Origin of the sequence: Paenibacillus sp. P2(2022) (assembly GCF_029522175.1) — a bacterium.
Taxonomy (GTDB): Bacteria; Bacillota; Bacilli; order Paenibacillales; family Paenibacillaceae; genus Paenibacillus; species Paenibacillus polymyxa.
The window spans coordinates 72601-98822 of record NZ_JAKWFI010000001.1; the positions used below are offsets into that span (position 1 = coordinate 72601).

20 protein-coding genes and 2 riboswitches are annotated in these 26222 nt (G+C 47.9%); of the genes, 16 read left to right on the forward strand and 4 right to left on the reverse strand.

The annotated features are described in order from the left end of the window. Positions 1-80: 80 nt before the first annotated feature. Complete coding sequence (mgrA, locus tag MMB75_RS00360; protein ID WP_017426735.1) at positions 81-1100, forward strand: L-glyceraldehyde 3-phosphate reductase; 1020 nt, start codon at positions 81-83, stop codon at positions 1098-1100. A gap of 137 nt (positions 1101-1237) precedes the next feature. Here the strand turns inward: mgrA and MMB75_RS00365 are convergent, their stop codons facing one another. Continuing rightward, a complete protein-coding gene (locus MMB75_RS00365; RefSeq protein ID WP_017426736.1) occupies positions 1238-2104 on the reverse strand; it encodes an AraC family transcriptional regulator in 867 nt (288 codons plus the stop codon). A 220-nt stretch (positions 2105-2324) separates the two neighbouring features. On the opposite strand from MMB75_RS00365, the gene MMB75_RS00370 reads away from it, so the two are divergent. The 10 genes from MMB75_RS00370 to ptsP all read left to right on the forward strand — a co-directional run bounded on the left by MMB75_RS00370 (position 2325) and on the right by ptsP (position 15224). After that, positions 2325-3503, forward strand: a complete 1179-nt coding sequence (locus MMB75_RS00370) for a galactokinase (RefSeq protein ID WP_045244585.1) — start codon at positions 2325-2327, stop codon at positions 3501-3503. A gap of 1 nt (position 3504) precedes the next feature. Further along, positions 3505-4494 (forward strand): UDP-glucose 4-epimerase GalE, encoded by a 990-nt coding sequence (gene galE, locus MMB75_RS00375; RefSeq protein ID WP_016819067.1) that lies wholly within the window; start codon positions 3505-3507, stop codon positions 4492-4494. A 17-nt stretch (positions 4495-4511) separates the two neighbouring features. After that, positions 4512-6155, forward strand: a complete 1644-nt coding sequence (locus MMB75_RS00380) for a UDP-glucose--hexose-1-phosphate uridylyltransferase (RefSeq protein ID WP_045244256.1) — start codon at positions 4512-4514, stop codon at positions 6153-6155. 185 nt (positions 6156-6340) lie between these two features. Further along, positions 6341-7504 carry an iron-containing alcohol dehydrogenase gene (locus MMB75_RS00385; RefSeq protein WP_016819065.1) on the forward strand — a complete coding sequence of 388 codons (1164 nt, stop codon included), beginning with the start codon at positions 6341-6343 and terminating at the stop codon, positions 7502-7504. A gap of 173 nt (positions 7505-7677) precedes the next feature. Further along, entirely contained in the window at positions 7678-8196 is a 519-nt protein-coding gene (locus MMB75_RS00390) for an NfeD family membrane protein (RefSeq protein ID WP_016819064.1), read from the forward strand. 48 nt (positions 8197-8244) lie between these two features. Next, on the forward strand, positions 8245-9780 hold the full coding sequence (locus tag MMB75_RS00395; RefSeq protein ID WP_016819063.1) for a flotillin family protein: 1536 nt from the start codon (positions 8245-8247) through the stop codon (positions 9778-9780). Positions 9781-9972: 192 nt separating this feature from the next. Next, the gene (gene glcT, locus MMB75_RS00400; RefSeq protein WP_016819062.1) at positions 9973-10848 is read left to right on the forward strand and encodes a glucose PTS transporter transcription antiterminator GlcT; all 876 of its coding nucleotides are present in this window, start codon (positions 9973-9975) and stop codon (positions 10846-10848) included. A 239-nt stretch (positions 10849-11087) separates the two neighbouring features. Continuing rightward, positions 11088-13133, forward strand: coding sequence for a glucose-specific PTS transporter subunit IIBC (gene ptsG / locus MMB75_RS00405; RefSeq protein ID WP_016819061.1), 2046 nt, complete (start codon positions 11088-11090; stop codon positions 13131-13133). Positions 13134-13243: 110 nt separating this feature from the next. Continuing rightward, positions 13244-13519 (forward strand): HPr family phosphocarrier protein, encoded by a 276-nt coding sequence (locus tag MMB75_RS00410; RefSeq protein ID WP_007431597.1) that lies wholly within the window; start codon positions 13244-13246, stop codon positions 13517-13519. Further along, the gene (gene ptsP, locus MMB75_RS00415) at positions 13512-15224 is read left to right on the forward strand and encodes a phosphoenolpyruvate--protein phosphotransferase (RefSeq protein ID WP_016819060.1); all 1713 of its coding nucleotides are present in this window, start codon (positions 13512-13514) and stop codon (positions 15222-15224) included. The genes MMB75_RS00410 and ptsP overlap by 8 nt, the downstream gene beginning before the upstream one ends. A gap of 128 nt (positions 15225-15352) precedes the next feature. On the opposite strand, the gene gcvPB is transcribed toward ptsP, so the two are convergent. From gcvPB to gcvT, 3 genes are all read right to left on the reverse strand, one after another. Beyond that, positions 15353-16849: an aminomethyl-transferring glycine dehydrogenase subunit GcvPB gene (gene gcvPB / locus MMB75_RS00420; protein WP_016819059.1), complete on the reverse strand. Its 1497-nt coding sequence runs from the start codon at positions 16847-16849 to the stop codon at positions 15353-15355. After that, positions 16846-18201: an aminomethyl-transferring glycine dehydrogenase subunit GcvPA gene (gcvPA, locus tag MMB75_RS00425; RefSeq protein ID WP_016819058.1), complete on the reverse strand. Its 1356-nt coding sequence runs from the start codon at positions 18199-18201 to the stop codon at positions 16846-16848. The genes gcvPB and gcvPA overlap by 4 nt, the downstream gene beginning before the upstream one ends. 124 nt (positions 18202-18325) lie before the next feature. After that, positions 18326-19426 (reverse strand): glycine cleavage system aminomethyltransferase GcvT, encoded by a 1101-nt coding sequence (gene gcvT / locus MMB75_RS00430; protein ID WP_016819057.1) that lies wholly within the window; start codon positions 19424-19426, stop codon positions 18326-18328. Between the two features lie 79 nt (positions 19427-19505). Next, positions 19506-19602: riboswitch (glycine riboswitch) on the reverse strand. A gap of 13 nt (positions 19603-19615) precedes the next feature. Further along, positions 19616-19689: riboswitch (glycine riboswitch) on the reverse strand. Positions 19690-20096: 407 nt separating this feature from the next. Here gcvT and gcvH point away from each other — a divergent pair. From gcvH to MMB75_RS00455, 5 genes are all read left to right on the forward strand, one after another. After that, entirely contained in the window at positions 20097-20495 is a 399-nt protein-coding gene (gcvH, locus tag MMB75_RS00435) for a glycine cleavage system protein GcvH (RefSeq protein ID WP_016819056.1), read from the forward strand. A 426-nt stretch (positions 20496-20921) separates the two neighbouring features. Continuing rightward, on the forward strand, positions 20922-22400 hold the full coding sequence (locus MMB75_RS00440; RefSeq protein WP_016819055.1) for a PTS mannitol transporter subunit IIBC: 1479 nt from the start codon (positions 20922-20924) through the stop codon (positions 22398-22400). 82 nt (positions 22401-22482) lie between these two features. Beyond that, on the forward strand, positions 22483-24567 hold the full coding sequence (locus tag MMB75_RS00445) for a BglG family transcription antiterminator (protein ID WP_031462048.1): 2085 nt from the start codon (positions 22483-22485) through the stop codon (positions 24565-24567). Beyond that, positions 24564-24998 (forward strand): PTS mannitol transporter subunit IIA, encoded by a 435-nt coding sequence (locus MMB75_RS00450; RefSeq protein ID WP_016819053.1) that lies wholly within the window; start codon positions 24564-24566, stop codon positions 24996-24998. Before MMB75_RS00445 ends, MMB75_RS00450 begins: the two co-directional genes overlap by 4 nt. Further along, a complete protein-coding gene (locus MMB75_RS00455) occupies positions 24995-26140 on the forward strand; it encodes a mannitol-1-phosphate 5-dehydrogenase (protein ID WP_045244257.1) in 1146 nt (381 codons plus the stop codon). Before MMB75_RS00450 ends, MMB75_RS00455 begins: the two co-directional genes overlap by 4 nt. Positions 26141-26222: the final 82 nt, after the last annotated feature.

A 26222-nucleotide genomic window follows, 5' to 3' on the forward strand; every position in this document is an offset into this window, starting at 1 on the left:
TTTCTTGTCAACGCCCGGATAAAAGCGCTATGATGATGTTGTGATGGACATAACAATGTTTCGAGAGAGGCTGTGATAGCATGGTTTATTTAGCTGGCGAAGATCGTTATGAAAGTATGAAATATAACCGTACAGGGAGATCAGGTCTTAAGCTGCCCGCTATTTCGCTGGGCTTGTGGCACAATTTTGGCGGGATTAACAACGCGGAGAATGGTCGCAGCATGATTACTCGCTCCTTTGATCTGGGCATTACGCATTTTGATTTAGCTAATAACTATGGTCCTCCTGCGGGTTCAGCTGAGGAATTTTTCGGACAAGTGTTAGCCAGTGATATGAAGCCGTACCGGGATGAATTGGTTATCTCCACCAAAGCAGGCTACCATATGTGGGAAGGTCCATATGGTGACTGGGGATCTCGCAAGTATATGATATCCAGTCTGGATCAGAGTCTGAAGCGAATGGGGCTGGACTATGTCGATATATTCTACTCTCACCGCTTCGATCCGAATACGCCCCTGGAAGAAACGATGGGAGCACTGGATCATATCGTACGTTCCGGTAAAGCGCTGTATGTGGGTGTGTCTAATTATAGTGCAGAGCAAACGGCAGAAGCAGCTCGTATTTTGAAGGAGCTTGGCACACCGATGTTGATCCATCAGCCGAGATACTCTCTGCTTGACCGCTGGATTGAAAATGGATTACAAGATGTACTGGACGAAAACGGGATAGGCAGCATTGCCTTTTGTCCACTGGCTCAGGGACTGCTGACCAATAAATATTTGAACGGAATTCCCGAGGATTCACGTGCAGCAAGCACATCGGTTTTCCTGAATGAGAACCATGTGACGCCTGAAACTCTTCGCAAGGTGCGCGCCTTGAACCAGATGGCTGCTGCACGTGGACAAAGTTTGGCTCAATTCTCACTGGCATGGGCTCTACGCGGTGAACGTCTGACCTCTGTCCTGATTGGGGCTAGCCGTGTAAGCCAAATCGAAGAGAATGTTGAAGCCTTATCCAATCTGGAGTTTTCACAGGAAGAGCTGGACCGGATTGATTCGATTCTAAATGCCGGGAACGGACAAGACAGCGGCACAGCCTAATGACAAAAGGCATTTCGGAGTCATTGACCTAATTTCACATTCTCTTATACGATATATACTTAACAGCCCGCATTCGCTTGAAGGATGCGGGCTGTTTGTTATTGGCAGGGAGCTAGGGAAACCTGCTAAAGCTTACTTTACAACTGAGGATACTGCTTAACCTTGCTCCGGTACTCGGTTGGAGACTGACCACAGAAACGTTTGAATTGACGTGAGAAGTATAAAGCATCGGTTAAACCTACAGATGCAGCCACTTGCTCGACCGACAGCTCAGGACGTTCACGCAGCAGTTGACGTGATTTGTCGATCCGTAGTTTAAGCAAATAGGTGACGGGGGAGATGCCCGTTTCTTTTTTGAATATCCGTGATAAGTATGCACGGTTATAACCAAGTCCTTCAGACATTTGCTCAATGGAAACGGGGTGTGCGTACTGAGTGGACATGTATTGAACCATCTGCTTGACTGTACGTCGAATTTGCGAATCCGCCCCAGACGGATCAGTCCAGTCACTCAGGTAATTACTTGCTTCCCCCATAATTAGGTACAAGTAGCCCAAGGCTGAGAGATGAGAGCTAGATTTTCTGCTGTAAAAGGCCAATTGCATTTGTTCCAGATAACCGGGAATAGGACTTTGATCAGCAGCATGGAAAACAGGCTGATGAACACGCAGTCCTGCCTCTTGCACCACCTGCTCCGTATGGTGTCCGGTAAAGGCAGACCAACGATAGCGCCACGGTTCCTCTTCATCAGAGGTATAGCTCACCAGCTGACCGGGATGAATAAGGAAAAAATCGTTTTTTTTAAGCTGATATGTGTGCTGTTCTGTTCGAAAGATGCCTTTGCCCGACTCTACAAAGTGGAGCAGATAGTAATCATAGATTTTCGGCCCCACAGCATGACCGGATTTGGTCTGGCTCTCTCCTGCAAAAAGCACATGCAGCGGGCTATTTTCATAAAACACCGGATTAGAGGCGACAGCATAACTATATGAATGCGCTTGCAAAATAGAGTCATCCTTCCTGCATTTGTGGATAGTTTAGCGGATGCGGTATACTTACATTGTACATGTCCAAGTCACATTTATCCATAGCTTAAACACATGGATGCATTACATTGTGTGACGCTTTCATTTATACTGAAATCATAAGAGATGTCAACCTGATTAAGATATTACAGGGAAATCAGGGGGACTTTTACTAACGGTGAATGAGGTGGATGCGGATATGGACTCTACTGAATTAAAGAAACATTTTATTGAAAAATATGGTGAAAGCAGCAATGAACTGCTGATATTTCATGCACCTGGGCGCGTCAATCTGATTGGAGAGCATATCGACTATAATGGTGGTTATGTACTCCCGGCTGCGCTGGAATTTGGTACGACGCTGATCCTTCGTGCGCGCAATGATGACCAAATTCATTTTGCTTCGACAAACCTGTCGTACGAAGTGTCTATCCCCCGCGGAGAGATAGGTAAAAGCAAAACGGATGAGTGGGTGGATTATCCGGTGGGTGTGCTGGTGGAGTTGGCTCAAAAGGGAGTGTATCCTTCTAGCGGATACGATCTGCTCTATCATGGAGAAATACCGAACGGAGCTGGATTATCCTCCTCAGCCTCGATTGAGGTCGTGACAGGCTACGCTTTCTTGACTACCGAAAAGCAGAAAACCGACACTGTCGAAATCGCTTTGTTGTCCCAGCGGGCAGAAAACAATTACGTGGGTGTCAATTGCGGCATTATGGATCAGTTCGCTGTAGCGAACGGAGCGGCTGATCATGCAATTCTGCTGATGTGTGATACGCTGGAGTACCGTAAAGTGCCATTCCGCACGGGAGCTTATAAGCTTGTGATCGGCAATACAAATAAGCGCCGCGGTTTGGTGGATTCAGCCTATAACGAGCGTCGCAGTCAGTGTGCGGAAGCACTGTCCATTTTGCAGCAGCAGGAGTCGTCATTGGAATACCTTGCACAGCTGGATGAGGCTCGCTTTGGAGAGCTCCAGCATCATATTGCAGATGAAACAGTTCGCCGCCGGGCACGGCATGTGGTGGAGGAAAACGCTCGTGTGCTGGCTTCTGTCGAAGCTCTCGCGGCGAATGAACTTGCAGCTTTCGGTCAGTTAATGAACGCTTCTCACGATTCATTACGTGACCTGTATGAGGTCAGCTGCACCGAGCTGGATGTTATGGTGGAAGAAGCACGACGCATTCCTGGCACGCTGGGTGCTCGCATGACAGGGGCTGGGTTTGGAGGTTGTACGGTTTCATTGGTTCATGAGGACGATGTGGAACGTTTTGTGAAGGAAGTCGGCGAAGCTTATCAGACCCGTACAGGGCTGGAAGCCAGCTTTTATGTATGCAAGGCAGGAGACGGAGTTAAAGAACTGAAGGAGGACGAATAACATGGCCATTTTAGTCACAGGTGGAGCTGGATATATCGGTTCACATACCGTAGCAGAACTGTTGGATCTGGGAGAAGAAGTTGTTGTGCTGGATAACTTGCAAACCGGACACAAAGGAGCATTACTTGGAGGCAAGTTGTATGAAGGTGATTTGAGAGATAAAGAACTTCTGTCCAAACTGTTCTCTGAAAATAAAATCGACGCTGTTATTCATTTTGCAGCCAACTCGCTGGTTGGGGAAAGCATGCAAAATCCCGGAAAGTATTATGACAACAATGTATTTGGTACGTTGAGCTTGCTGGAGGCGATGAAAGATGCCGGCGTAAGCAAGATCGTATTTTCCTCGACTGCCGCTACCTATGGCGAACCGGAAAAGGTGCCGATTGAAGAAGGTGACCGTACTGAGCCAACTAACGTGTATGGTGAAACAAAGCTGATGATGGAGCGCATGATGTCCTGGTTTGATAAAGTATTAGGCATCAAATACGTGTCTTTACGGTATTTTAATGCGGCTGGTGCCCATGAGAGCGGCAAAATCGGTGAAGATCACCGACCAGAAAGCCATCTGATCCCATTGGTGCTCCAGACAGCATTAAAACAGCGTCCACATATCGCTGTGTTTGGTGAGGATTATGCGACACCTGATGGTACGTGTGTCCGTGATTACATTCATGTAAGTGATTTGGCGGATGCTCATGTGCGCGCAGTGAATTACTTGCGTGAAGGTAATGACAGCAACATATTCAATCTGGGCAACGGGCAGGGCTTCTCTGTGAAGGAAGTTATTGAAACGGCACGCAAGGTTACTGGACTCGACATTCCAGTTGTGACAGAACCCCGCCGTGCAGGCGATCCAGCAATATTGGTTGCATCTTCTGACAAGGCCCGTTCGGTGCTGGGCTGGAGTCCAAAACGTACCCAACTGGAGGATATTATTAGCGGAGCATGGGGATGGCATCAGTCGCACCCTCAAGGCTACGGCGACGAATAGACGGGAGACGATGACATATGAGCGAGCGCCAATCTGTAGATAAAGGCCAAGACCGGGAACTTTCCCGGCACCTGGCCCATGACATCGACGAAACTGTACAGCAATCGGCTCTATATGCGGTGGAGCAACTGGTTGCATTCGCACATAAGAAGGGCTTGATTGGTCTGCAAGATACGGATTACAGTCGTAATCTGCTATTGGAGCAGTTCGGGTTTTCGGAGCCTTATTCCGGTGGGGAAGCAGGGGGCATTATTGCCCCCGAAGCTCTCCAGCCTGTGCTTAATGTATTGATAGATTATGGTTTTGCCATAGGGCTTATCCCTGAAAACACGGATACGTATCGTGATTTGCTGGATTCCAAAATCATGGGCCAGCTAATGGCGAGACCGTCTGAAGTCATCCGTGACTTTCATCAAACGGAGGCTGAACGTGGTATAGAAGCGGCTACAGATGCTTTTTATCAATTATCCATCGATTCGAACTACATTCGAATGGATCGGGTGGCCAGCAATGTGTACTGGAATCAGTCAACGCCTTACGGAGATATGGAAATTACGATTAATTTGTCCAAGCCAGAAAAAAGTCCCAAGGAAATTGCAATGGCGAAGCTTTTACCGCCGCCTGTTTACCCCAAATGTCAATTGTGCCGTGAAAACGTTGGATATGCCGGGAGGGTAAACCATCCGTCCCGCCAAAATTTGCGTATTATTCCGGTCGAATTGAATAGGGAACCGTGGTTTTTTCAATATTCACCTTATGTGTATTACAACGAGCATTGCATTGTGTTCCATCATGATCATGTACCCATGAAGCTTACAAAGGATACGCTGCGGCGGTTGCTGGCCTTTACGAAAGCGTTTCCGCATTATTTCATTGGCTCTAATGCGGATCTGCCTATTGTCGGAGGGTCTATCCTAACTCATGATCATTTTCAGGGTGGTCGTCATACATTCCCAATTGAAAAAGCGGGTGTGGACGGCGTATACCATAATGAAGAGTTTCCGCAGGTTTCGGCAGGTATTGTAAACTGGCCGATGTCGGTCATTCGTTTTACGTCAACAGATCCCGACGCACTGTTGGAGGCGGGGAATGCTGCTTTTGAAGCCTGGAAGGGTTATAGTGATCCATCGGTAGACGTTCTCTCTCATACCGAGCTGGAGGGGGAAACGATTCCGCATAATACAGTAACGCCGATTGTGCGCCGGGATTCTGAAGGAAGATATCAGATGGATCTCGTACTGCGGAACAATCGAACGAGTGAAGAATATCCGGAAGGTATTTTCCATCCCCATCGCGAGATGCATCATATCAAAAAGGAAAATATCGGTCTGATCGAGGTGATGGGGCTTGCCATCTTACCAGGTCGACTCAAGGATGAGCTGGATGGAATTGCTGATATCTTGTGTGGGGACGACGAATTGGCCGTGGCTATGCAGCAGGAAGGACATCCACTGTTTAAGCATGCAGACTGGATTTACCAGTTGAATACCCGGTTCGGTCGCCTGTCTGATAAGGAGACGGCTGTTCGTACCGTACAAAATGAGGTTGGACTGAAATTCAGTGAAATTTTAGAGCACGCAGGAGTGTATAAACGGAATCCATCCGGTCAGCAAGCGTTTGGCCGTTTTATGAAACAATTGGGCTATACCTTGGGAGAATAAAGTTGCTTATGTTGCCACATAATACAATACGAGAACCCTCCCAAGATGTGAAATGTAACCATACTCCTTAAGGGGTATGGTTTTTTTTCTGAAAATAAAGCAATTTGTTTCCTGTAACCATAAAGGTTATAATAGAGTAGTTTCTTAACATTAAACTTTAGAATTATTGGAGGCGAACGTTTGCGATGAAAGCATTCGAATTTTATAATCCTACACAATTGATCTTCGGTAAAGGACAATTGGAGGCTCTCAAGCGTGAAGTTCCTAAATATGGAAAACGTGTACTACTTGTATATGGCGGCGGCAGCATTAAGCGCAGCGGTTTGTACGATAATGTAATAAAATTGCTTGGTGAAATTGGTGCAGAGGTAACAGAACTGGCGGGTGTAGAACCAAATCCTCGCTTGTCTACGGTACATAAGGGTGTTGAATTGTGTAAAACAAATCAAATCGACCTTGTACTGGCTGTGGGCGGTGGTAGTGTACTGGATTGCTCCAAAGCTATTGCTGTCGGTGCAAAATATGATGGGGACATGTGGGATTTTGCAGAGCGTAAAGCGGCTCCCAAAGCAGCCTTGCCATTAGGTACGGTTCTGACCATGGCTGCAACCGGCTCTGAGATGAACGCAGGTTCTGTTATTACAAACGAAAAAACTCAGGAAAAATTGGGCTGGGGTAGCGTACATGCGTTTCCTGCGTTTTCCATTCTTGATCCGGTGAACACATACTCTCTGCCACAAAATCAAACGGTTTACGGAATTGTGGATATGATGTCACATACGCTCGAGCATTATTTCCATTTGGAATCCAATACTCCGGTTCAACTGGGCTGGTGTGAAACGATTTTGCGTACGGTCATAGATGCGGCGCCGGGACTGGTTAACGATCTGGAAAACTACGAGCTGCGTGAAACCATTATGTATTGTGGTACGATGGCACTGAACGGCTTCCTGAACATGGGGCTGACAGGTGACTGGGCTACTCACAATATTGAGCATGCTGTGTCTGCTGTTTATGATATTCCGCATGGTGGAGGACTGGCTATTCTGTTCCCGAACTGGATGAAACATAACCTGCATGTGAAGCCTGAACGCTTCAAACAGCTGGCTGTGAATGTGTTCCATGTAAACCCAGAAGGTAAGAGTGATGAAGAAGTAGCGTTGGAAGGTATTCAAGCGTTGCGTGATTTCTGGAGCTCGATTGGTGCACCAAGCCGTCTGGCTGATTACGATATTGATGCGTCCCAAATTGATGTAATGGCTGATAAAGCTGTGAAATTCGGACCTTTCGGTGGCTTTAACAAGCTCAATCGCGAAGATGTAGTCGAAATTTACAAAGCATCCCTGTAAACAGCGGTTGGAGCATAATAGGCACGTTTGTGCGTCATTAGACGTACGAACGTGCTTTTTTGGGTTTAATTTGGAATATAGGAGGTAAATTTTGAAACTTTTTAAGGTTGAATACGTAAACATAGTTATAGACTGGAAACCAGACTGAAAAGGTACATGGAAGGAGGAGTCGCATGGAAACCTTATTTTGGTGGTTATTGGCAGGAGGAGCACTCTTTACCGTGGTTAGCGTGTTGATCGGGGATGTACTCGGTAGCTGGCTGGATGGGGCCTTAGAACTGCCGGGCCTTGATTGGTTCAGACCTGTCGTTCTACTTGGGGCTATGACTGCTTTTGGCGGGGCTGGAGTACTACTGACAAAGTATACTGGGCTGGCCATGGGCTGGGTCGTTGTGCTTGCTTTAGGGATTGCACTTGTTATTGGAGTGCTAGTGTTTTTTGCGTTTATCAAGCCTATGGCGAATTCAGAGGTATCCAGTGGCTTCTCAATGCGTGAACTAACTGGCAGAATCGGTGAGGTCACCATTCCTGTACCTGAGGTTGGTTACGGGGAAGTTATGATCCGCTTGGGTGCAGGCAACACCATACATACAGCATCTAGCTTTGATCACAAACCGCTAGCTGCGGGAACCCGTATTGTCGTGGTTGAGGTCGCAGAGGGCGTCGTCCGCGTAGCGTACCTGGACACATAGACGGCGCATTCGCTTAACTTGAAGGGAGCGTGATCGGGAGTGTCAAGTTTGCAAGATATTGTGTTGATCCCTGGAATTGTTGTCATTGTTATCGTCATATTAGGGATTGCTTTTTGGGCCCGTTACAAAACGGTAGGACCGGATGAAGGAATGATTGTGACAGGTTCTTTTCTGGGAAATAAAAATATTTCCGAGGATGATTCTGGTCGCAAGATTAAAATTGTACGTGGTGGGGGCGCTTTCATTTGGCCTATTTTCCAGCAGTCCGAATTTATCTCTCTGTTGTCTCACAAATTGGACGTAACTACACCGGAAGTATATACAGAGCAAGGAGTACCCGTGATTGCGGATGGTGTGGCGATCATCAAGGTTGGCAGTTCCATTGAGGATGTAGCCACAGCAGCCGAGCAGTTCATCGGAAAGCCGCTGGAAGCGCTTAGAGGAGAGGCTCAAGAAGTGCTGGAGGGACATTTGCGGGCAATCCTCGGCTCCATGACGGTAGAGGAAGTATATCGTAATCGGGATCGGTTTGCGCAGGAAGTACAGGGCGTGGCTGCGCGCGATCTGAAAAAGATGGGCTTGCAGATCGTTTCATTCACCATCAAAGATGTGCGTGATAAACATGGGTATCTGGATGCGCTTGGTAAGCCGAGAATTGCTGCTGTGAAAAGGGATGCAGAGATTGCAGAAGCCGAGGCAGTGCGGGATGCCCGAATTCAGAAGGCGCAAGCAGAACAGGAAGGACAGAAGGCCGAGCTATTGCGGGATACGAATATTGCCGAGGCAGCCAAGGAGAAGGAACTGAAGGTGGCTTCGTTTAAGAAAGAACAGGATACAGCCAGGGCAGAAGCCGATCAGGCTTATCACATTCAGGAGGCCCGTGCCAAGCAGACTGCCGTTGAGGAACAGATGAAAGTCGAGTTAGTACGTAAGGAACGGGAGATTGATATTCAAGCCAAGGAAATACAGGTACGTGAAAAGCAATATGATGCGGAAGTGAAAAAGAAGGCGGAAGCCGATCGGTACGCAGTAGAACAAGCGGCGGAAGCTGACAAATCGCGTAAAATGCGTGAGGCGGAATCGCTGCAATACTCGATTGAAACACAGGCTAAAGCGTCAGCTGAACAAAAACGTCTAAACGGGCAAGCAGAAGCGGATGCAGAACGGGCCAAAGGTACAGCCGATGCAGATGTCATCCGTTTGCGTGGTCTCGCGGAAGCTGAGGCCAAGGAAAAACTGGCGGAGGCGTTCCAGAAGTTTGGAGAGGCCGCCGTGCTCGATATTATCGTGAAAATGCTGCCGGATTTGGCCGGACGCATTGCCGAACCGATTGCATCCATTGATAAACTGACTGTTGTGGATACGGGTAAAGGGGAAGGGGCAACGCGTGTCAGCAATTATGTCACCGAACTGATGGCGACGGCTCCTGAGATGCTTAAGAGTGTATCCGGTATTGATGTAGAGCAGTTGATCAAGGGACTAACCACTGGAAAAAAAGGCATTCATTCCGTACCTTCCTCCGATGATGCGAACAAGCTACACAATCCAGCCTCGGTTGAGGTGGCACTAACGGATAAAGAATAACGCTAAGCCTTTGGGGAGTAGATTCTCAGCCTTCAAAAGAACGCTTTTCATCACAGCATTTCCTGGAAATTGTGATGAAAAGCGTTTTCTTTTTATTGACCTTTAGCGGAATATTTGGTACTTTAACGTGGATTCCTCTGAGCTTCATGCTATAATTCTTAGGATCAAGGTTCTGATAAAAGAGGTGCGGATGTGAGCAGCCTAAAAGTGGCCAAAGCGCTGAATAACAATGTGATTATAGGGATGCATCCCGAGCATGATGAGGTTGTCGTGATTGGAAAAGGAATCGGTTTCAATCGCAGAGCTGGCGATCTGATCTCGTTGGATTCAGTTGAAAAATTATTTATATTAAAAAGCCATGAAGAGCAGGAGCAATACAAACGATTGCTTCCTGAGCTGGATGAAAAGCTCATTGAGGTCATCGGTGAGGTGCTTCATCTTGTTCAGCTTCAAGCAAAGAAGCCTCTAAATGAGCATATTTTGATTGCTTTAACTGACCATATCGCTTTTTCCATCAACCGTCATAAACAGGGAATTACGATTCATAATCCGTTTTTGTATGAGACTAGGGAAATATATCCTCAGGAATACAAGATGGCTGAGCAGGCTGTTGCTTTAATCAGGGATAAGATGAATGTAGATCTGGGAGAAGATGAAATCGGATTCGTAGCTCTGCATATTTATAGTGCTATGACGAACCAACATATCTCCGAGGTTAGGAAGGATTCTCGTCTGATTGCCGACATGGTTCAGGTCGTCGAGACGACACTGGATTACCGAATTCCTCTCCAATCCCTTGATTATTCTCGTCTGCTGACTCATCTGAGATTTGCGATTGAACGTGTACGACGAGGAGAAATTGTGCAGGAGATTTACCGATTGGACAAGCTTTTGAATGAAGAATATCCAGAAATGTATATGCTGGCCTGGAAACTTACGAAGATTATGGAGAAAAGGCTACGTAAACCGGTGTATCCAGCTGAAGTTAGCTATTTGACGATGCATCTGCAGCGTTTGTCCCAACGCAAGGAGCAGGGAGAGCAACAAACTGTGATAAAGCCCGAATAAAAAAGTATTGCCTCGCATTTAGCGTGGTGCTATAATCAATTTTGCAATGAGGAAGACAACAACTAAACATTTTAACGTGTTACTGATTCGATCAGGCATGAGTTGTTTTAAGTTATGATTGTTTACAGCCTACTGGGGTATGCTATATCCCAAGGTTGTGTTCAAACATACTTAAATCGGCTCATGCCTTTTTTGTTGTTTTGCCTCTGTTCTAAATATCAGAGAAGGATGTGGAAGGTATGTTCAAAAAGCTTTTCGGCGTTTTACAGCGTGTCGGTAAAGCGTTAATGCTTCCAGTAGCCATTTTGCCAGCTGCGGGGCTTTTATTGGGTATCGGCAACATGCTGGTCAATCCTGATTTTCTCCAGTACATCCCTGCGTTAAATGCGGGCTGGGTTCAATCGGTAGCGACAATCATGATGAACGCCGGACAAATTGTTTTTGATAATCTGGCGCTGTTGTTTGCAGTCGGCGTAGCCGTCGGTCTGGCGGGCGGCGAAGGTGTAGCAGGTTTGGCTGCGATCATCGGTTACCTCGTAATGAACATTACGCTGGGTACAGCTGTAGGTGTTACACCTGGTCTGATTGCTCAAAAAGTACCGGGTTATGCGAATGTGTTGGGTATTCCTACACTTCAAACCGGGGTGTTCGGCGGGATTATCATCGGTATACTGGCCGCTGCTATGTACAACCGATTTTTCAAAATCGAGCTTCCTTCGTACCTGGGCTTTTTTGCGGGTAAGCGCTTCGTTCCAATTGCAACGGCAGTATCTTCACTGATTGTCGGACTGGCACTGGTTTTGATCTGGCCCCCAGTTCAACAAGGGCTTAACGCAGTATCTCACTTTATGGTGTATTCCAACCCGACTTTGTCTGCGTTCCTGTTCGGGGTTATCGAACGTGCGCTCATTCCGTTTGGTTTGCATCACATCTGGTACTCACCGTTCTGGTTTGAGTTTGGTGAATATGTTAACAAAGCAGGTCAAACCATTCACGGTGACCAGCAGATCTTCTTCAATCAGCTTCGCGACGGCGTGGCACTGACAGCAAGTACGTTCCAAGTAGGTAAGTTCCCATTCATGATGTTCGGATTACCGGCAGCAGCACTTGCGATGTATCATGAAGCAAGACCGGAACACAAAAAATATGTAGCAGGTATCATGGGTTCAGCTGCCTTGACTTCGTTCCTGACAGGTATTACGGAGCCACTGGAATTTTCCTTCCTGTTCGTAGCTCCATTGCTGTTTGCAGTACACTGTGTATTTGCAGGTTTGTCATTTATGACGATGCAAATTTTGAATGTTAAAATCGGTATGACGTTCTCAGGTGGATTTATTGACTTCCTGATATTCGGGATTATTCCAACCCGTACGCCATGGTGGTATGTAATTATCGTCGGTCTGATTTTGGCGGTTATTTACTACTTCGGATTCCGATTCATCATACGGAAATTCAACTTGAAGACACCAGGACGTGAAGAAGCTACAGATAATGTGGAGGGTGCAGCAAGCGGTAGCAGTGACGAGCTTCCACATAACATTTTGGCTGCTTTCGGTGGTTCATCGAATATCAAGCATCTGGATGCATGTATTACACGTCTTCGGATCGAAGTTAATGAAAAATCAAACGTGGATAAAGCTCGTCTGAAACAACTTGGCGCTTCAGGTGTCCTTGAAGTTGGTAACAATGTACAGGCGATTTTCGGTACCCGTTCCGATACAATTAAAACCCAAATGGCTGATATCATGGCAGGACGTACACCTGCACCTGCTCCTTCAGAACCAGCTCCACAAGAGGAAAAGGAAGCCGGAGAACAAAAGCAAACAATCGTTGTGGAAGATATCGTGATGCCAGTAAACGGTGAATTGGTTGACATCTCGACCGTTCCCGATCCGGTCTTTGCAGAACGCATGACAGGTGATGGATTTGCAGTTGTGCCAAATGATGGAACCATTGTTTCTCCTGTTTATGGTAAAGTATTTAATGTATTCCCAAGCAAGCATGCGGTTGGTATTCAATCCGATGGTGGTAAAGAAGTGCTTGTTCATATCGGGGTGAATACAGTGAAGCTTAAAGGTCAAGGATTTGACGTTTTGGTGAACGAAGGCGATCTTGTGTCAGCCGGCCAGCCTATTATGAAAGTAGACCTGGAATACGTGAAGGCAAACGCTAAATCCATCATCTCACCTGTCATTTTTACCAACCTTCCAGAAGGATCTTCGGTAACTTTAAACAAAACTGGAGTATTGAAGGCTGGCGAAGATGGTATAATTACGATAAAATAAACTCTATGTGTTTCGGATTAGTTGATTAGGCGGCCTAAGCCGTCTGATCAATTATCCGGTATGCTGCGTGTAAACAAATATTATTTTTAGGAAAGTGGGAGGAACAAATTATGCAAACAACTTTTAGAATTACGGATGAAGACGGTATCCATGCACGTCCTGCAACTGCGCTGGTAAATACAGCTAACAAATTCAGCGGTGCTGAATCTTTCGCCGAAGCTAACGGTAAAAAAGTAACTTTGAAATCCATTCTGGGTGTATTGTCTCTTGGTCTGGAACAAGGGGATACTATTAACATTATCTGCGAAGGCGCTGAAGCTGCTGAAGCATTGAAAGCTCTTGAAAATGTAATCGTTAACGAAGGGCTGGGCGAAATTCATGCTTAAAATTTCCGGGATTGCCGCTTCGGCAGGCATAGCCATTGCCCGGGCGTTTATCTTGGAGCATCCGAATTACGCTGTAGAGAGACGCGCGGTTGGTGATGTTGAAGCTGAAATCGCAAGATTGGATGCGGCTTTGGCACAATCTCAAACCGAATTGGAATCGATTAAGGAGAAAACGCTTCGTGAGCTGGGTGAGAAAAAAGCAGAAATTTTTGCATCTCACCTGCTCATCCTGAATGATCCTGAATTGATCGATCCGGTTAAAGCTAAAATCAGAGACGAGCAGCTTAATGCTGACTATGCTTTGAATGAAGTAGCTACACAGTTTATTTCCATGTTTGAGAACATGAAAAGTGCATATTTGCAAGAACGCGCATCGGACATGCGTGATGTAACCAAACGGGTGCTTAATCATCTGCTTGGTGTTCATTTTGTCAGCCCTGCAGAAATTGCCGAAGAAACGATTGTACTTGCAGAAGATTTGACACCTTCCGACACAGCTCAACTGAACCGTGAATTTGTTAAGGGTTTTGCAACGAATATCGGCGGACGCACTTCACACTCGGCTATTATGGCTCGTTCATTAGAAATTCCTGCTGTTGTAGGAACAAAAAATATATTGTCTCAAGCTAAAAGCGGCGATTTGATTATCGTCGATGGTCTGGATGGTCACGTGTTCGTGAATCCTACCGAAGAAATCGTTGCAGAATACCGCGCTAAACAAGTGGCATATGACAAGCAACGCGAAGAGTGGCGTAAGCTGCGCGGCGAAGCTACGGTTTCCGTCGATGGTGTCCATGTCGAACTGGCAGCCAATATTGGTACGCCTAACGATGTAGCTGGTGTTCTAGACAACGGTGGTGAAGGCGTTGGCTTGTATCGTACGGAGTTCTTGTACATGGGACGCGACAAGCTCCCATCCGAAGAAGTACAATATACAGCTTACAAAACGGTTCTGGAAAGAATGGAAGGCAAACCGGTTGTAGTCCGTACTTTGGACATCGGTGGAGATAAAGAACTTCCTTATCTGGATCTGCCGAAAGAAATGAATCCATTCCTCGGATTCCGTGCTATTCGTCTGTGTCTGGATCGCCAGGATATTTTCCGCACTCAATTGCGTGCTTTGTTGCGTGCAAGCGTGCACGGTAACCTGCGCATTATGTTCCCAATGATTGCTACGCTGAACGAATTCCGTGAAGCTAAAGCTGTTTTGTTGGAGGAAAAAGAAAAGTTGGTAGCCGAGGGTGTATCCGTATCTGAAGAAATTCAGCTGGGCATCATGGTAGAAATTCCTTCCACAGCGGTATTGGCTGACCAATTCGCAAAAGAAGTGGATTTCTTCAGTATCGGTACTAACGATCTGATTCAATACACAATGGCAGCGGATCGTATGAACGAGCGGGTTTCTTACCTGTATCAACCATATAATCCATCCATTTTGCGTCTGGTGAAAATGGTTATTGATGCCGCTCACCGTGAAGGACGTTGGGTTGGTATGTGTGGTGAAATGGCAGGAGACACAACAGCAATTCCGTTGCTGCTGGGTCTGGGACTGGATGAGTTCAGCATGAGCGCAACTTCCATTCTGCCAGCACGTAGTCAAATCTCTAAGTTGTCCCGTGCGGACATGGAGAAATTGGCTGCAAAAGCTCTGGATATGCAAACAGCCGAGCAGGTTGTTGAATTGGTTCAAAGCATCGAAGCATAAGGAAGGGTATCACATTTTCAAAGGTTATATCTTTTTCCAACAAAAATTGCTGTATACATACAGCAGCCGGTATCTCAACAGATACCGGCTTTTTTGTATGCTTTGGATGGTTGTGTTTGAATTTAACCTTAACTACATGCGCAATTCAGCACAGGCTTACGGGCTGCAGTGGTTTCATCCAGGCGTGTGACTGGAGTGGTATAGGGTGCATTGAGCACCAGCTCAGGGTTCTCCTCAGCTTCGCGCGCAATATGAATCATAGTGTCGACAAAAGCATCCAGCGTCTCTTTGCTTTCTGTTTCCGTCGGCTCGATCATGATGCATTCCTCTACATTTAGCGGAAAATAAATGGTAGGCGGATGGTAACCGAAATCAAGCAATCGTTTGGCTACATCCAGCGTGCGTACTCCAAATTTCTTCAAACCTCGCCCCGACATGACAAATTCGTGTTTACAATGCCCAGGATAAGGCAGGTCAAAGTGCGGAGCCAGCCGATGCATCATGTAGTTGGCATTGAGTACAGCGCATTCGGACACTCGCTTCAAGCCATCAGGACCGTAGCTGCGGATATAGGCATAGGCTCGGACGAGAATGCCGAAGTTTCCGTAAAAGGCTTTGACCCGCCCAATAGAATCTCCCTGCTCCCGATCCCAGCGGTACACACCCTGCGGATCACGTACGACAAACGGCTTGGGCAAATAGGGTATCAGCCGCTGCTTTACGCCGACGGGTCCAGCGCCAGGGCCGCCTCCACCGTGCGGAGTACTCATCGTTTTGTGCAAATTGAGATGCACCACATCAAAGCCCATATCCCCGGGGCGGGTAATCCCCATGATGGCGTTGGAGTTTGCCCCGTCATAGTAGAGCAGACCACCTGCGTCATGCACAATCGCGGCAATGTCAGTAATTTGCTTCTCGAACAAGCCCAGCGTGTTCGGATTGGTCAGCATGAGCGCAGCGGTGTCGTTGCCTACGGCTTGGCGGAGCGCGTCCAGATCCACCAGCCCCTCAGGGGTGGAGGGGAGGGTAATTGTTTCGAAGCCCGCGACGGTTGCACTGGCGGGGTTCGTACCGTGCGAGGAATCCGGCACGAGCACCTTGGTACGTCGCTCACCACGTGCCTCGTGGTACGAGCGAATCATCATCAGCCCGGTCCATTCGCCATGGGCGCCAGCAGCGGGCTGGAGCGTGACGGCATCCATGCCGGTCAACGCAGCCAGATCGTTTTGGAGCGTATGCAGCAGCTCCATAGCCCCCTGGATGCTATTCTCCGGCTGATATGGATGAATTTTAGCGAAGCCTGCGTAACGGGCGACATCCTCATTCACTTTTGGATTGTATTTCATCGTACACGAGCCAAGCGGATAAAATCCGTTGTCGACGCCGAAGTTGCGCTGGGACAGGGCGGTATAATGGCGAATAACATCTACTTCGTATACCTCGGGTAATGCCGCAGGTTCGCTGCGCAGCGCATAATCCGGCAAAAGCTCTGCCACCGGGCGACGAGGAACGTCGCACTCGGGAAGGGAATAAGCGATGCGACCCGGACGGCTCAATTCAAAAATGAGCGCTTGATCGTGTTCCTTCAACAGCTCTTGTTTCTGGTCCGGTCCGGTGTGTGTCATAGCAATCCCTCCAAGGTGTGTACAAATTGGTCAATCTCTTCTTTGGTTCTTTGCTCCGTCACGGCAATCAGCATGTGACCAGCAAGTTCCGGATAGTCCCGGCCCAAATCATAGCCTGCGATAAATCCAGCAGCTAGCAGATTGTCCTGAAGTTTGCTCATATTCGTACCTTCAGGCAGCCTAAGGGCGAACTCGTTAAAGGTCGGTGCGTGAAACGAGGCAGTTATGCCATTCAAGCTCAGCAATTGTTCTAACGCATAGCGGCTTTTATGCAAATTCAGCTCGGCTACTTCCTGGATACCCTGTTTACCCATGACAGACAAGTACACAGATGCAGATAAAGCAAGCAACGCTTGGTTGGAACAAATGTTAGACGTGGCCTTTTCGCGGCGGATATGTTGTTCCCGCGCTTGCAAGGTCAGCACGAAGCCGCGTTTGCCGTTGCGGTCTGTGGTTTGGCCTACGATACGCCCAGGGATACGACGCATATGTGCCTGAGAAACGGCAAAGTAACCGCAGGTCGGACCGCCGAGGGAGGACGAGATCCCAAGCGGCTGCGCGTCTCCTACAACAATATCCGCGCCCTGCTTACCGGGCGCCTCCAGCAAGCCAAGTGCCAGCGGGTTGGCACTGACGACCATTAGCCCCTTGTGTGCATGGATGAGGTCAGCCATCGGCTTCAGATTTTCCACGGCTCCAAAAAAGTTGGGGCTTTGGATCAAGACAGCCGCCGTCTGTTCCGATACGGCTGCGGCAAGCGCATCGACATCCGTTACGCCGTCCGAACAGCCGATCTCCACGATGTCCAAGTCCAATCCGCGCGCATAGGCTGCCAATACCTGGCGTGCCTCTGGATGGACAGACCTTGATACGATAAGCTGTTTACGGCGCGTGGCTGCGGCGGCCAGTGAGCCCGCTTCCGCCAGAGCTGTCGCTCCATCGTACATGCTGGCATTCGCTACTGCCATGCCTGTCAATTCGCAAATATACGACTGGAATTCAAAAATGGCTTGCAGCTCGCCCTGGCTTACTTCCGGCTGATAGGGGGTGTAGGCTGTGTAAAATTCGGAACGTGAGGTGATGTGCTGAATGACGGACGGAATATGATGATCATAAATACCTGCACCAAGAAAGCTGGCATGTGTATCTGTATTGGCATTGTGCCCGGCCAGCTCGGCCATGTGGCGAGTTAGGGCTCTTTCGTCGAGCCGAGAGGAAAGAGGGAGTTCCCCTTGGTATCGAATTGCCTCTGGAATGTCACTGAATAAATCATCAATGGATGATACGCCCACCACACGCAGCATTTCGGTTTGATCTTGTTCGGTCATGGGGAGATAGCGATGCTGCTTCATAAGTTCTGGCTCCTTTCGAAAAGCAAAATTTAGATAGTAAATTAGCTAATACATAATCGTAGTTGGAAAATCCAGAATTTCGTATCTGACATGATCATTTTTTTGAAATGAAGAGGATTTAGGATCAGCGTGGCCGTTTATAAAAAGGGGCTGCGACCACTTCCGCACGCAGGCGTTTACCTCGAATTTCGACCTCCAGCGGTGTAGATAGGGTGCTAAAACGACTGTCCACCAGGGCTAGCCCCAAATTACGCTTCAAGGTGGGCGATTGAGTCCCCGTTGTGACCTCACCAATGTGTTGGCCTTCCGCGAAGACTGGATAATGAGCGCGCGGGATACCGCGGTCAATCATTTCCAGCCCGATCAACTTGCGAGGAATTCCTTGTTCTTTCTGGTGTTGCAGTGCTTCTCTGCCGATAAAATCTCCTTTATTCAGCTTGACGAAGAAACCTAAACCAGCCTCAAGCGGTGAAATGGTGGCAGATAACTCCTGTCCGTACAGCGGCAGCCGTGCCTCAAACCGCAGTGTATCGCGAGCACCAAGCCCAGCGGGAATTAGCCCATACGATTCACCGCAACGAAGCAAACCATTCCACACGGCGGGTGCTTCCTCAGCAGGTATATAAAATTCAAAACCGTCTTCCCCGGTATATCCGGTTCGGGAGACGAGTGCTTTTGCTCCGAACAATTGCACGTTCTCATGGAATCGGAAAGATGCCAGATTCGTAATATCTGCATCTGTCACGGCTGCGGCAATATGTGCTGCTTCCGGTCCTTGTAATGCCAGCAATGCGATCGCATCAGACACATTCTCCAGATGAACCGATGCAGGTACGTGGCGCATGAGCCAATCCCAATCTTTGTCGATGTTGGAGGCATTCACAACGAGCATGTAGCGCTCTGGTCCTTTGCAGTATACAAGCAAGTCATCCACTACGCCTCCATCGGGGTAACACAGGAGTGAATATTGTGCCTGGCCCGGTTCCAACTGGCTGACATCATTCGTGGTTACCCATTGCAAAAAAGCCTCGGCTTCTTTGCCCTCAACCAAAAACTCGCCCATGTGCGAGACATCGAATAAACCCGCGCGTTGCCGGACGGCCTCATGCTCTTTTTGGATGCCGCTAAACTGAACGGGAAGCTCCCACCCGCCAAAGTCAATACAACGAACCCCGGGCTGCGTCCCGTAAGACGAAAATAATGGTGTTCTTCGCAAATTAGACATTTTTTCACTCCTATCCAGTGTAATCGGCTAAACAAAAAAGACAGGCTGAAAGAAACGTATAGACGGCAGTCCATACTCTTCTTTCAGCTCTGTCCTTGATACCAGAAAGTTACCCCGGTGTGAACCAGGTTTCCCCTTGGGTGATCCGCTCTAATCGCGAATGCTCTCCAGAGATGCGTCCGGCAGAGGTCCTTTTGCCTGAGAGATTCACCTGCAATGCATGTTTACTCCTTCGGCGCTACCTTTTGGATCAACGGTAGGTTACCCGGTTTTGCAGGTAACAACTTGATCCGAGTTCGCGTGCACACTGTCTCAGAAACGACAACAGCTATGCGAATCTTTTGGGTAGTCTCTCCCTCCGCGTTCATCCGCGTTTGCAGTTGTCGGGGTATTTCCAAAAGCATTTGCTATAACCCATTAATACGCAAATTCATTCAAAATGTCAATAAAAATGTCATATAAAACAATCCAAAAAACATTTAATGTATAAATAAGGATATGTAAGCGTTTGTTACAAGTTATCATTTTTTAATATTCTATGCTATATGAGATAACATGAAGTATTTTTGTTAGTATTATTGACATGAGTGTTCATGTTGTCATAATCTTAACCTGTCTAATACAGGTGATTAAAAGCATTTTATTCATGTGGAAGTGAGGCGAAAGCAGGATGAGTGAAGTGAAACGGGAACTTTGGTATACAGACGAACATGAGTGGGTTCAGCGCACAGCAGACGGGACGTTGCGGATCGGCATTACAGACTTTGCACAGCATCAACTGGGTGATATTGTTTTTGTGGAATTACCTGGGGCGGGAGCAACGATTGAACAGGGGGCAGAGATTGGTACAATTGAATCGGTGAAGACCGTATCCGACCTTTTTGCTCCGGTGGCGGGAACCGTATTGAAAGTAAATGAAGCTCTGGAAAGCACACCTGAGCTGGTGAATGAATCTCCCTATGAAAAGGGTTGGATGATTGAAGTAGAGATGGGCAATGATGTCGAGGAAGCTCTGAGCAAGCTGCTGTCTGCGGATCAGTACGAGCAGTTGATTTCGGATGAACAATAATGAGCAATATAAGATGGAATATTAGCGCTTTATTCTAAATTTTTATATGGATATTGAATTGAATAAAAGCATCGTTAGTCCGCTCGTTTTGTGTATAAAATAGTCGCTATGATCTGACATGGCGGCTATTTTTTTGTTGTCTTTTAGAAGACGTAATTACGTCAATTTATTAGATTTAGAGGTGAGCTCCTCTATATAAGGTGCAGATTTACAGCACTGTTTTTTCGACTAATTTCTATTGTTATCGGTCATATTAAGAAGAATTATGCAGGTATAATACGTTGTCCGTTATTTTAAATTTAAATGTTGTCATCAACGTTCATGACGAAAGTACGTTTTCATTTCGTTGATGAAGATAGCGCTGTCATTTAGTATGAATTTTAAGAAAAGGTAGTGATGCTATTTACTCACAAGGAGGATATGAATATGAGCACAGTGGACACAAAGTCCAGTTCAAGCGGTGGCGCTCGTGTCGCCGTACAACGTTTTGGCCGTTTTCTCAGCGGTATGGTTATGCCCAATATGGGGGCCTTTATCGCCTGGGGATTAATTACGGCCCTTTTTATTCCGACCGGGTGGTTTCCGAACGAGGGTTTTGCACAACTGGTTGATCCGATGAAAAATTATTTGCTGCCGCTATTGATTGGTTATACAGGAGGCACAATGATTCACGGACAGCGTGGAGGTGTGATCGGTGCCATTATGACGATGGGTGTCATTGTGGGGGCCGATATCCCGATGTTCCTGGGCGCAATGGTAGCTGGCCCGCTGGCTGCATGGATCTTGAAGAAGTTCGATAAGGCCATTGAAGGCAAAGTCAAATCAGGTTTTGAAATGCTGGTCAATAATTTCTCGGCCGGGATTATCGGTGCCATTCTAGCACTGCTCGCTCATGTGGGGATTGGCCCGGTCGTTCAAACCATCAGCCAAGTATTGTCGGCAGGGGTACAGTTTCTCGTAAATGCAGGGCTCTTGCCGCTTGTCAACCTCATTATTGAGCCCGGAAAAGTATTATTTCTCAACAACGCACTGAATCACGGAGTATTGAGTCCGATTGCGCTAGAGGAAGCTGCAAGAACAGGAAAATCCGTTTTGTTCATGCTTGAATCCAATCCTGGGCCGGGGCTCGGCATTTTGCTGGCCTATTGCCTGTTCGGTAAAGGCTCTGCGAAGTCGTCTGCTCCTGGTGCAGTTATCATTCATTTTTTCGGCGGGATTCATGAAATTTATTTCCCTTACATTTTGATGAAGCCGATTCTAATTCTCGCTGCTATAGCAGGGGGCGTTGTAGGAACCTTCTGTTTTATGTTGACAGGTGCCGGACTGGTTGCTGCTCCTTCACCAGGCAGTATCATTGCTTATTTCCTGATGACACCAAAAGGCGGATATTTGCCGATGCTGAGCGGTGTGATCGCTGCTGCAGTCGTATCCTTTGCTGTTGCCGCAGTATTGCTCAAGACAGGTAAGCAAAAGGAAGAGGGGCTGGAGGAAGCTGCATCCCGCCTGAAAGATATGAAAAATCAAAGCAAGGGTGCAAGTGCTAACGCCACTGTAATGGAAGATAACCACGCATCTGATCGTGCTGCTGAGATTGCCGCAGATCGAATGCTCAAGGATAAATCCGAAGTGAACAAAATTGTCTTTTCCTGTGATGCAGGTATGGGTTCAAGTGCCATGGGAGCTTCAATTTTACGCAAAAAAATGAAACAGGCGGGCGTGGGCGTTACGGTAACGAATACGGCAATCAGTGAAATTCCACAGGATGCGGACATTGTCATTACGCAAAAAACGTTGACAGACCGGGCTAAAACGGTAGCCCCGAATGCTGAGCACATTTCCATTGACAATTTTCTGAAAAGCCCTGAATACGAAGCGCTGGTTGACCGTCTGAAATCCGACTCTTAATCCCTATAAAGTCAGCCGTCTGTGTACAGTTTGTATTTCCTGCTGAAAGGGAATAGAGCTTGGGAAGGAACGGTATGCGCTTATGAATATTACGAAACGACAATCTGACATCGTGGAGTATCTTTTGGGGCAGCCCCATGAGGTTACGGCCGGAGAAATTGCCGAGAAGATTAATGTCAGCACAAGGACGGTCCATCGGGAACTTGGCGCAGTCGAGTGCTGGTTGGCGGCTCATGAGGTAAAGCTGGAGAAAAAATCAGGAATCGGTATCTATGTGGATGCCGACCCGACTCAGCTTGCAAGTCTGCGGGAGCAGTTGCTGTATACGAAGTCAGACGATTACTCGGCTGAGGAGAGAAAGATTGTAGTGCTGTGCATGCTGCTGGATACACAGGAGCCAATCAAGTTACTGGCGCTGGCATCGGATTTGAAAGTCACAGTAACTACGGTCAGTCATGATCTGGACGAATTACGAGGCTGGATTGCAGATCGAGGGCTCGTGCTAGTGCGCAGACGGGGATACGGTGTCGAGATTACAGGACGGGAGATAGACAAAAGACGGGCGATTTCTGAGCTGGCTCTCGAATATTTGGATGAATCGGCTCTGTTTTCCGGTCGTGAGGAGCTTCGTCCGGTGACACGTGTCACTGAAAAGTTGCTGGAGATGATGGGCAGGGAGAACTTGCTAACCGTGGAGAACGCCCTCTGGCAGCCTCATGATCAATGGCTGAAAAACATGGTGGAAAGCAAATATATGGAGTTGCTGATTCAAATTTGCGTGTCACTGGCACGTCTACGACTCGGGTACGTTGTAGATCATCGTGCCTCCCTCCCGTATTCGAAGACAGATTCGGAGGAGAATATCATGCTGCGCACAGCTATGGTAGAACGCATATGCGCAGAGTTGTCGGCGGCGCTGGCTATTGACTTTCCAGACCAGGAACGAAGTTATTTCAGGTTGCTGTTCCGTGATGCTGAGGATCATTCCACCCGCTTGCTGCCACTGGATGATCTTGTACTGCTGGAGTTGGTTCATGAGTTGATCCGTCGTGTGGAGGCAGAGACAGGCACACCACTTGCAGAGGACCGCGTTTTGCGTGAAGGACTGATAGCCCATATGGCTCCGGTACTCAAACGTTTGAGGGAAGGAAAGTCCATCCGCAACCCTCTCCTTCAGCAAATCCGCAAGGATTACGGCAGCTTGTTCGACTCGGTCAAAAAGGCTGCGGCGGATATGACCGAAATGGAAGTACCGGATGAAGAGATCGGATTTCTGGTCATGCATTTTGGCGCTTCGTTGGAGCGACTGCGACAATTGCAGCGGGAGGTTCGAGCCATCGTAGTCTGTACGAGCGGAATTGGGTCCTCCAGACTTCTGGCAACCAGACTGGCCAAGGAGCTACCACAGATCAAAATCGTGGATAGGGCCTCATGGTACGAGGCAACGCGGATTCCGAAGGAGGATTATGATCTGATCATTTCGACAGTGGAGCTGCCGCTTGAACCGGATCGTTATCTCAAAATCAGTCCGCTGCTGACGCAAGAGGAGAGTGACCGTCTGCGTCATTTTATCCAGCATATTACACTCAATCAACTCAATGACCATCCTCAGGAACAGGCTGTTCAGCCCGGCCAGGGCATGGAGTGGCTTACCGGTCTACGGAAAAGCCTTGAGGAGATTGTACACATTGTACAGCAATTTCAAGTATACCCGCTGGAAAATCAAGGGATGGATATGTCAGCCACTATAGAGGCTATCTGCATGTTGGAGGCAGTGCGGGGAAATGTCACAGAGCCTTCTGTTGTTGCTGAACAACTTGTAGAAAGAGAGCGTCAAGGGAGTCAGGTGATTTCTGATACCTCCGTTGCTTTGATTCATACGCGCAGTCCCTATGTTCGCCAGCCTTCGCTGACCTTGTATAGGCTGGCTGAGCCGCTGCTGGCGGATGTAGATGAGCAGGTAGAATGCGTTCTGCTGATGTTGGGACCTCGTGAGTTGCCGAAAGAAAGCTTGGAGGTATTGAGCGAGATTAGTGCATTACTGTTGCAGGAAGACATGATTACGCTACTGGAACACGGTAGCAGGGATCAGATTGCCAATTATATATCGAGTGAGCTGGCTGAATTTTTTCACAGTAAATTAGGGACAGGGAGGAATCTAACGTGAGTATTATGACGATAGACAAAATAAAAATGAACGCAACCGCCAAAGACAAATATGAGGCGATTCGTATGGCAGGACAAATTCTGCTGGATGCAGGACATATTACAAGTGAGTATATTGACAAGATGCTTGAACGCGAGGAGATCGTATCCACCTATATTGGGAACGGGCTGGCTATTCCACATGGTACCAAGGAATCCAAGACGCTTGTTCAATCCACTGGCATCTCCATCGTTCAGTTCCCGCAAGGCGTAGATTTCGGGGAAGAAAAAGCATACATGGTGATCGGTATTGCAGCCCAAGGCGGCGATCATATGGAGATTTTGACGAGTATCGCTGTGGTATGTGCGGAGGAAGAGAACATGGACAAACTTCGCAACGCAGTGGCTCCACAGGAAATTATAGATCTGTTCGAAAGTGAGCTGGAGTTATGAGAGCCGTTCACTTTGGAGCAGGAAATATCGGTCGTGGCTTTATTGGGCTGATTTTGTCACGTGCAGGCTATGAGGTTGTCTTTTCAGATGTCAACGAGACCCTTGTATCTGAGTTACGCCGCCGCAAGCAGTATACGGTAGAGTTGGCGAATGATACGAAGGATACGGAGACAGTTACGAATGTAACCGCGATTGACGGTAGAGATGCATCGGCTGTAGCGGACGCGGTAGACCATGCTGATCTGGTCACGACCGCGGTAGGGGTTAGCATCCTCAGGCATATTGCAGCAGGTATTGCCGAGGGCATAGCGCGGCGGGTAGAGCGAGGGGCAGGCCCGCTGCATGTGATTGCTTGCGAAAATGCAATTGGAGGCAGCGCCCAACTGAAAGAGCATGTTTTTGCGCTACTGGATGAGGCGACTCGTGCCAAGGCAGAGGTTTCGGTTTATTTTCCCAATGCCGCTGTAGACCGGATTGTGCCGATTCAGCATCATGAGGACCCGTTGCATGTGCAGGTAGAGCCTTTTTACGAGTGGGTTGTGGATCGCTCGCAAATGGCTCCTGATCATCAAGAGATTGAAGGCATTCTTTACGTGCAGGATCTGGAGCCTTACATTGAACGCAAGCTGTTCACGGTGAATACGGGCCATTGCGTGGCAGCCTATATTGGTTATGTCGCAGGTTATGCCACGATCCAGGAGGCCATGAAGGATACCAAGGTGGTGGACTCCATACACGGGGCGCTGGAGGAAACAGGAGCGGTGCTTGTGAAGCGCTTCGGTTTGAATCAAGGGGAGCATAAGAAGTACATCGCTAAGATTTTGGATCGCTTCCGCAATCCTAATCTGACAGACGAGGTTACTCGGGTCGGACGTTCACCGCTGCGTAAGCTGTCTCCCAACGACCGTCTTGTACGTCCCGCGCTGCAAGCGCAGGAGTATGGTATCCCGACCGATCATCTGGCGTTGGGAATGGCTGCCGCCTGTAAATTTGATATTACGGAAGACCCCGAAGCGGTTGAGCTTCAGCAGGTGATTCGCAGCCAAGGGGTGAGTGAAGCGCTGACACGTTATACGTCCATACCTGCAGATGACCCGTTACATCGACAGGTATTGGAGCAATATGATATTATAAGTTCATAAAACAACGTAATAACACGCACTTATTTCGATTATCCTCTTGAAGACAAAACATCTATATGAGCACAAAAGTGTTCTGTAGAGT

Excerpts from the sequence above, each read along its gene's own strand:
- MMB75_RS00410 (WP_007431597.1), top strand. The coding sequence starts at position 13,244 with ATGCAAACAACTTTTAGAATTACGGATGAAGACGGTATCCATGCACGT.
- gcvH (WP_016819056.1), top strand. The coding sequence starts at position 20,097 with ATGAGTGAAGTGAAACGGGAACTTTGGTATACAGACGAACATGAGTGG.
- galE (WP_016819067.1), top strand. The coding sequence starts at position 3,505 with ATGGCCATTTTAGTCACAGGTGGAGCTGGATATATCGGTTCACATACC.
- MMB75_RS00455 (WP_045244257.1), top strand. The coding sequence starts at position 24,995 with ATGAGAGCCGTTCACTTTGGAGCAGGAAATATCGGTCGTGGCTTTATT.
- gcvPB (WP_016819059.1), bottom strand. The coding sequence starts at position 16,849 with ATGACACACACCGGACCGGACCAGAAACAAGAGCTGTTGAAGGAACAC.
- gcvPA (WP_016819058.1), bottom strand. The coding sequence starts at position 18,201 with ATGAAGCAGCATCGCTATCTCCCCATGACCGAACAAGATCAAACCGAA.
- gcvT (WP_016819057.1), bottom strand. The coding sequence starts at position 19,426 with ATGTCTAATTTGCGAAGAACACCATTATTTTCGTCTTACGGGACGCAG.
- MMB75_RS00380 (WP_045244256.1), top strand. The coding sequence starts at position 4,512 with ATGAGCGAGCGCCAATCTGTAGATAAAGGCCAAGACCGGGAACTTTCC.
- ptsP (WP_016819060.1), top strand. The coding sequence starts at position 13,512 with ATGCTTAAAATTTCCGGGATTGCCGCTTCGGCAGGCATAGCCATTGCC.
- MMB75_RS00390 (WP_016819064.1), top strand. The coding sequence starts at position 7,678 with ATGGAAACCTTATTTTGGTGGTTATTGGCAGGAGGAGCACTCTTTACC.
- MMB75_RS00370 (WP_045244585.1), top strand. The coding sequence starts at position 2,325 with ATGGACTCTACTGAATTAAAGAAACATTTTATTGAAAAATATGGTGAA.
- mgrA (WP_017426735.1), top strand. The coding sequence starts at position 81 with ATGGTTTATTTAGCTGGCGAAGATCGTTATGAAAGTATGAAATATAAC.
- MMB75_RS00440 (WP_016819055.1), top strand. The coding sequence starts at position 20,922 with ATGAGCACAGTGGACACAAAGTCCAGTTCAAGCGGTGGCGCTCGTGTC.
- ptsG (WP_016819061.1), top strand. The coding sequence starts at position 11,088 with ATGTTCAAAAAGCTTTTCGGCGTTTTACAGCGTGTCGGTAAAGCGTTA.
- MMB75_RS00445 (WP_031462048.1), top strand. The coding sequence starts at position 22,483 with ATGAATATTACGAAACGACAATCTGACATCGTGGAGTATCTTTTGGGG.
- MMB75_RS00385 (WP_016819065.1), top strand. The coding sequence starts at position 6,341 with ATGAAAGCATTCGAATTTTATAATCCTACACAATTGATCTTCGGTAAA.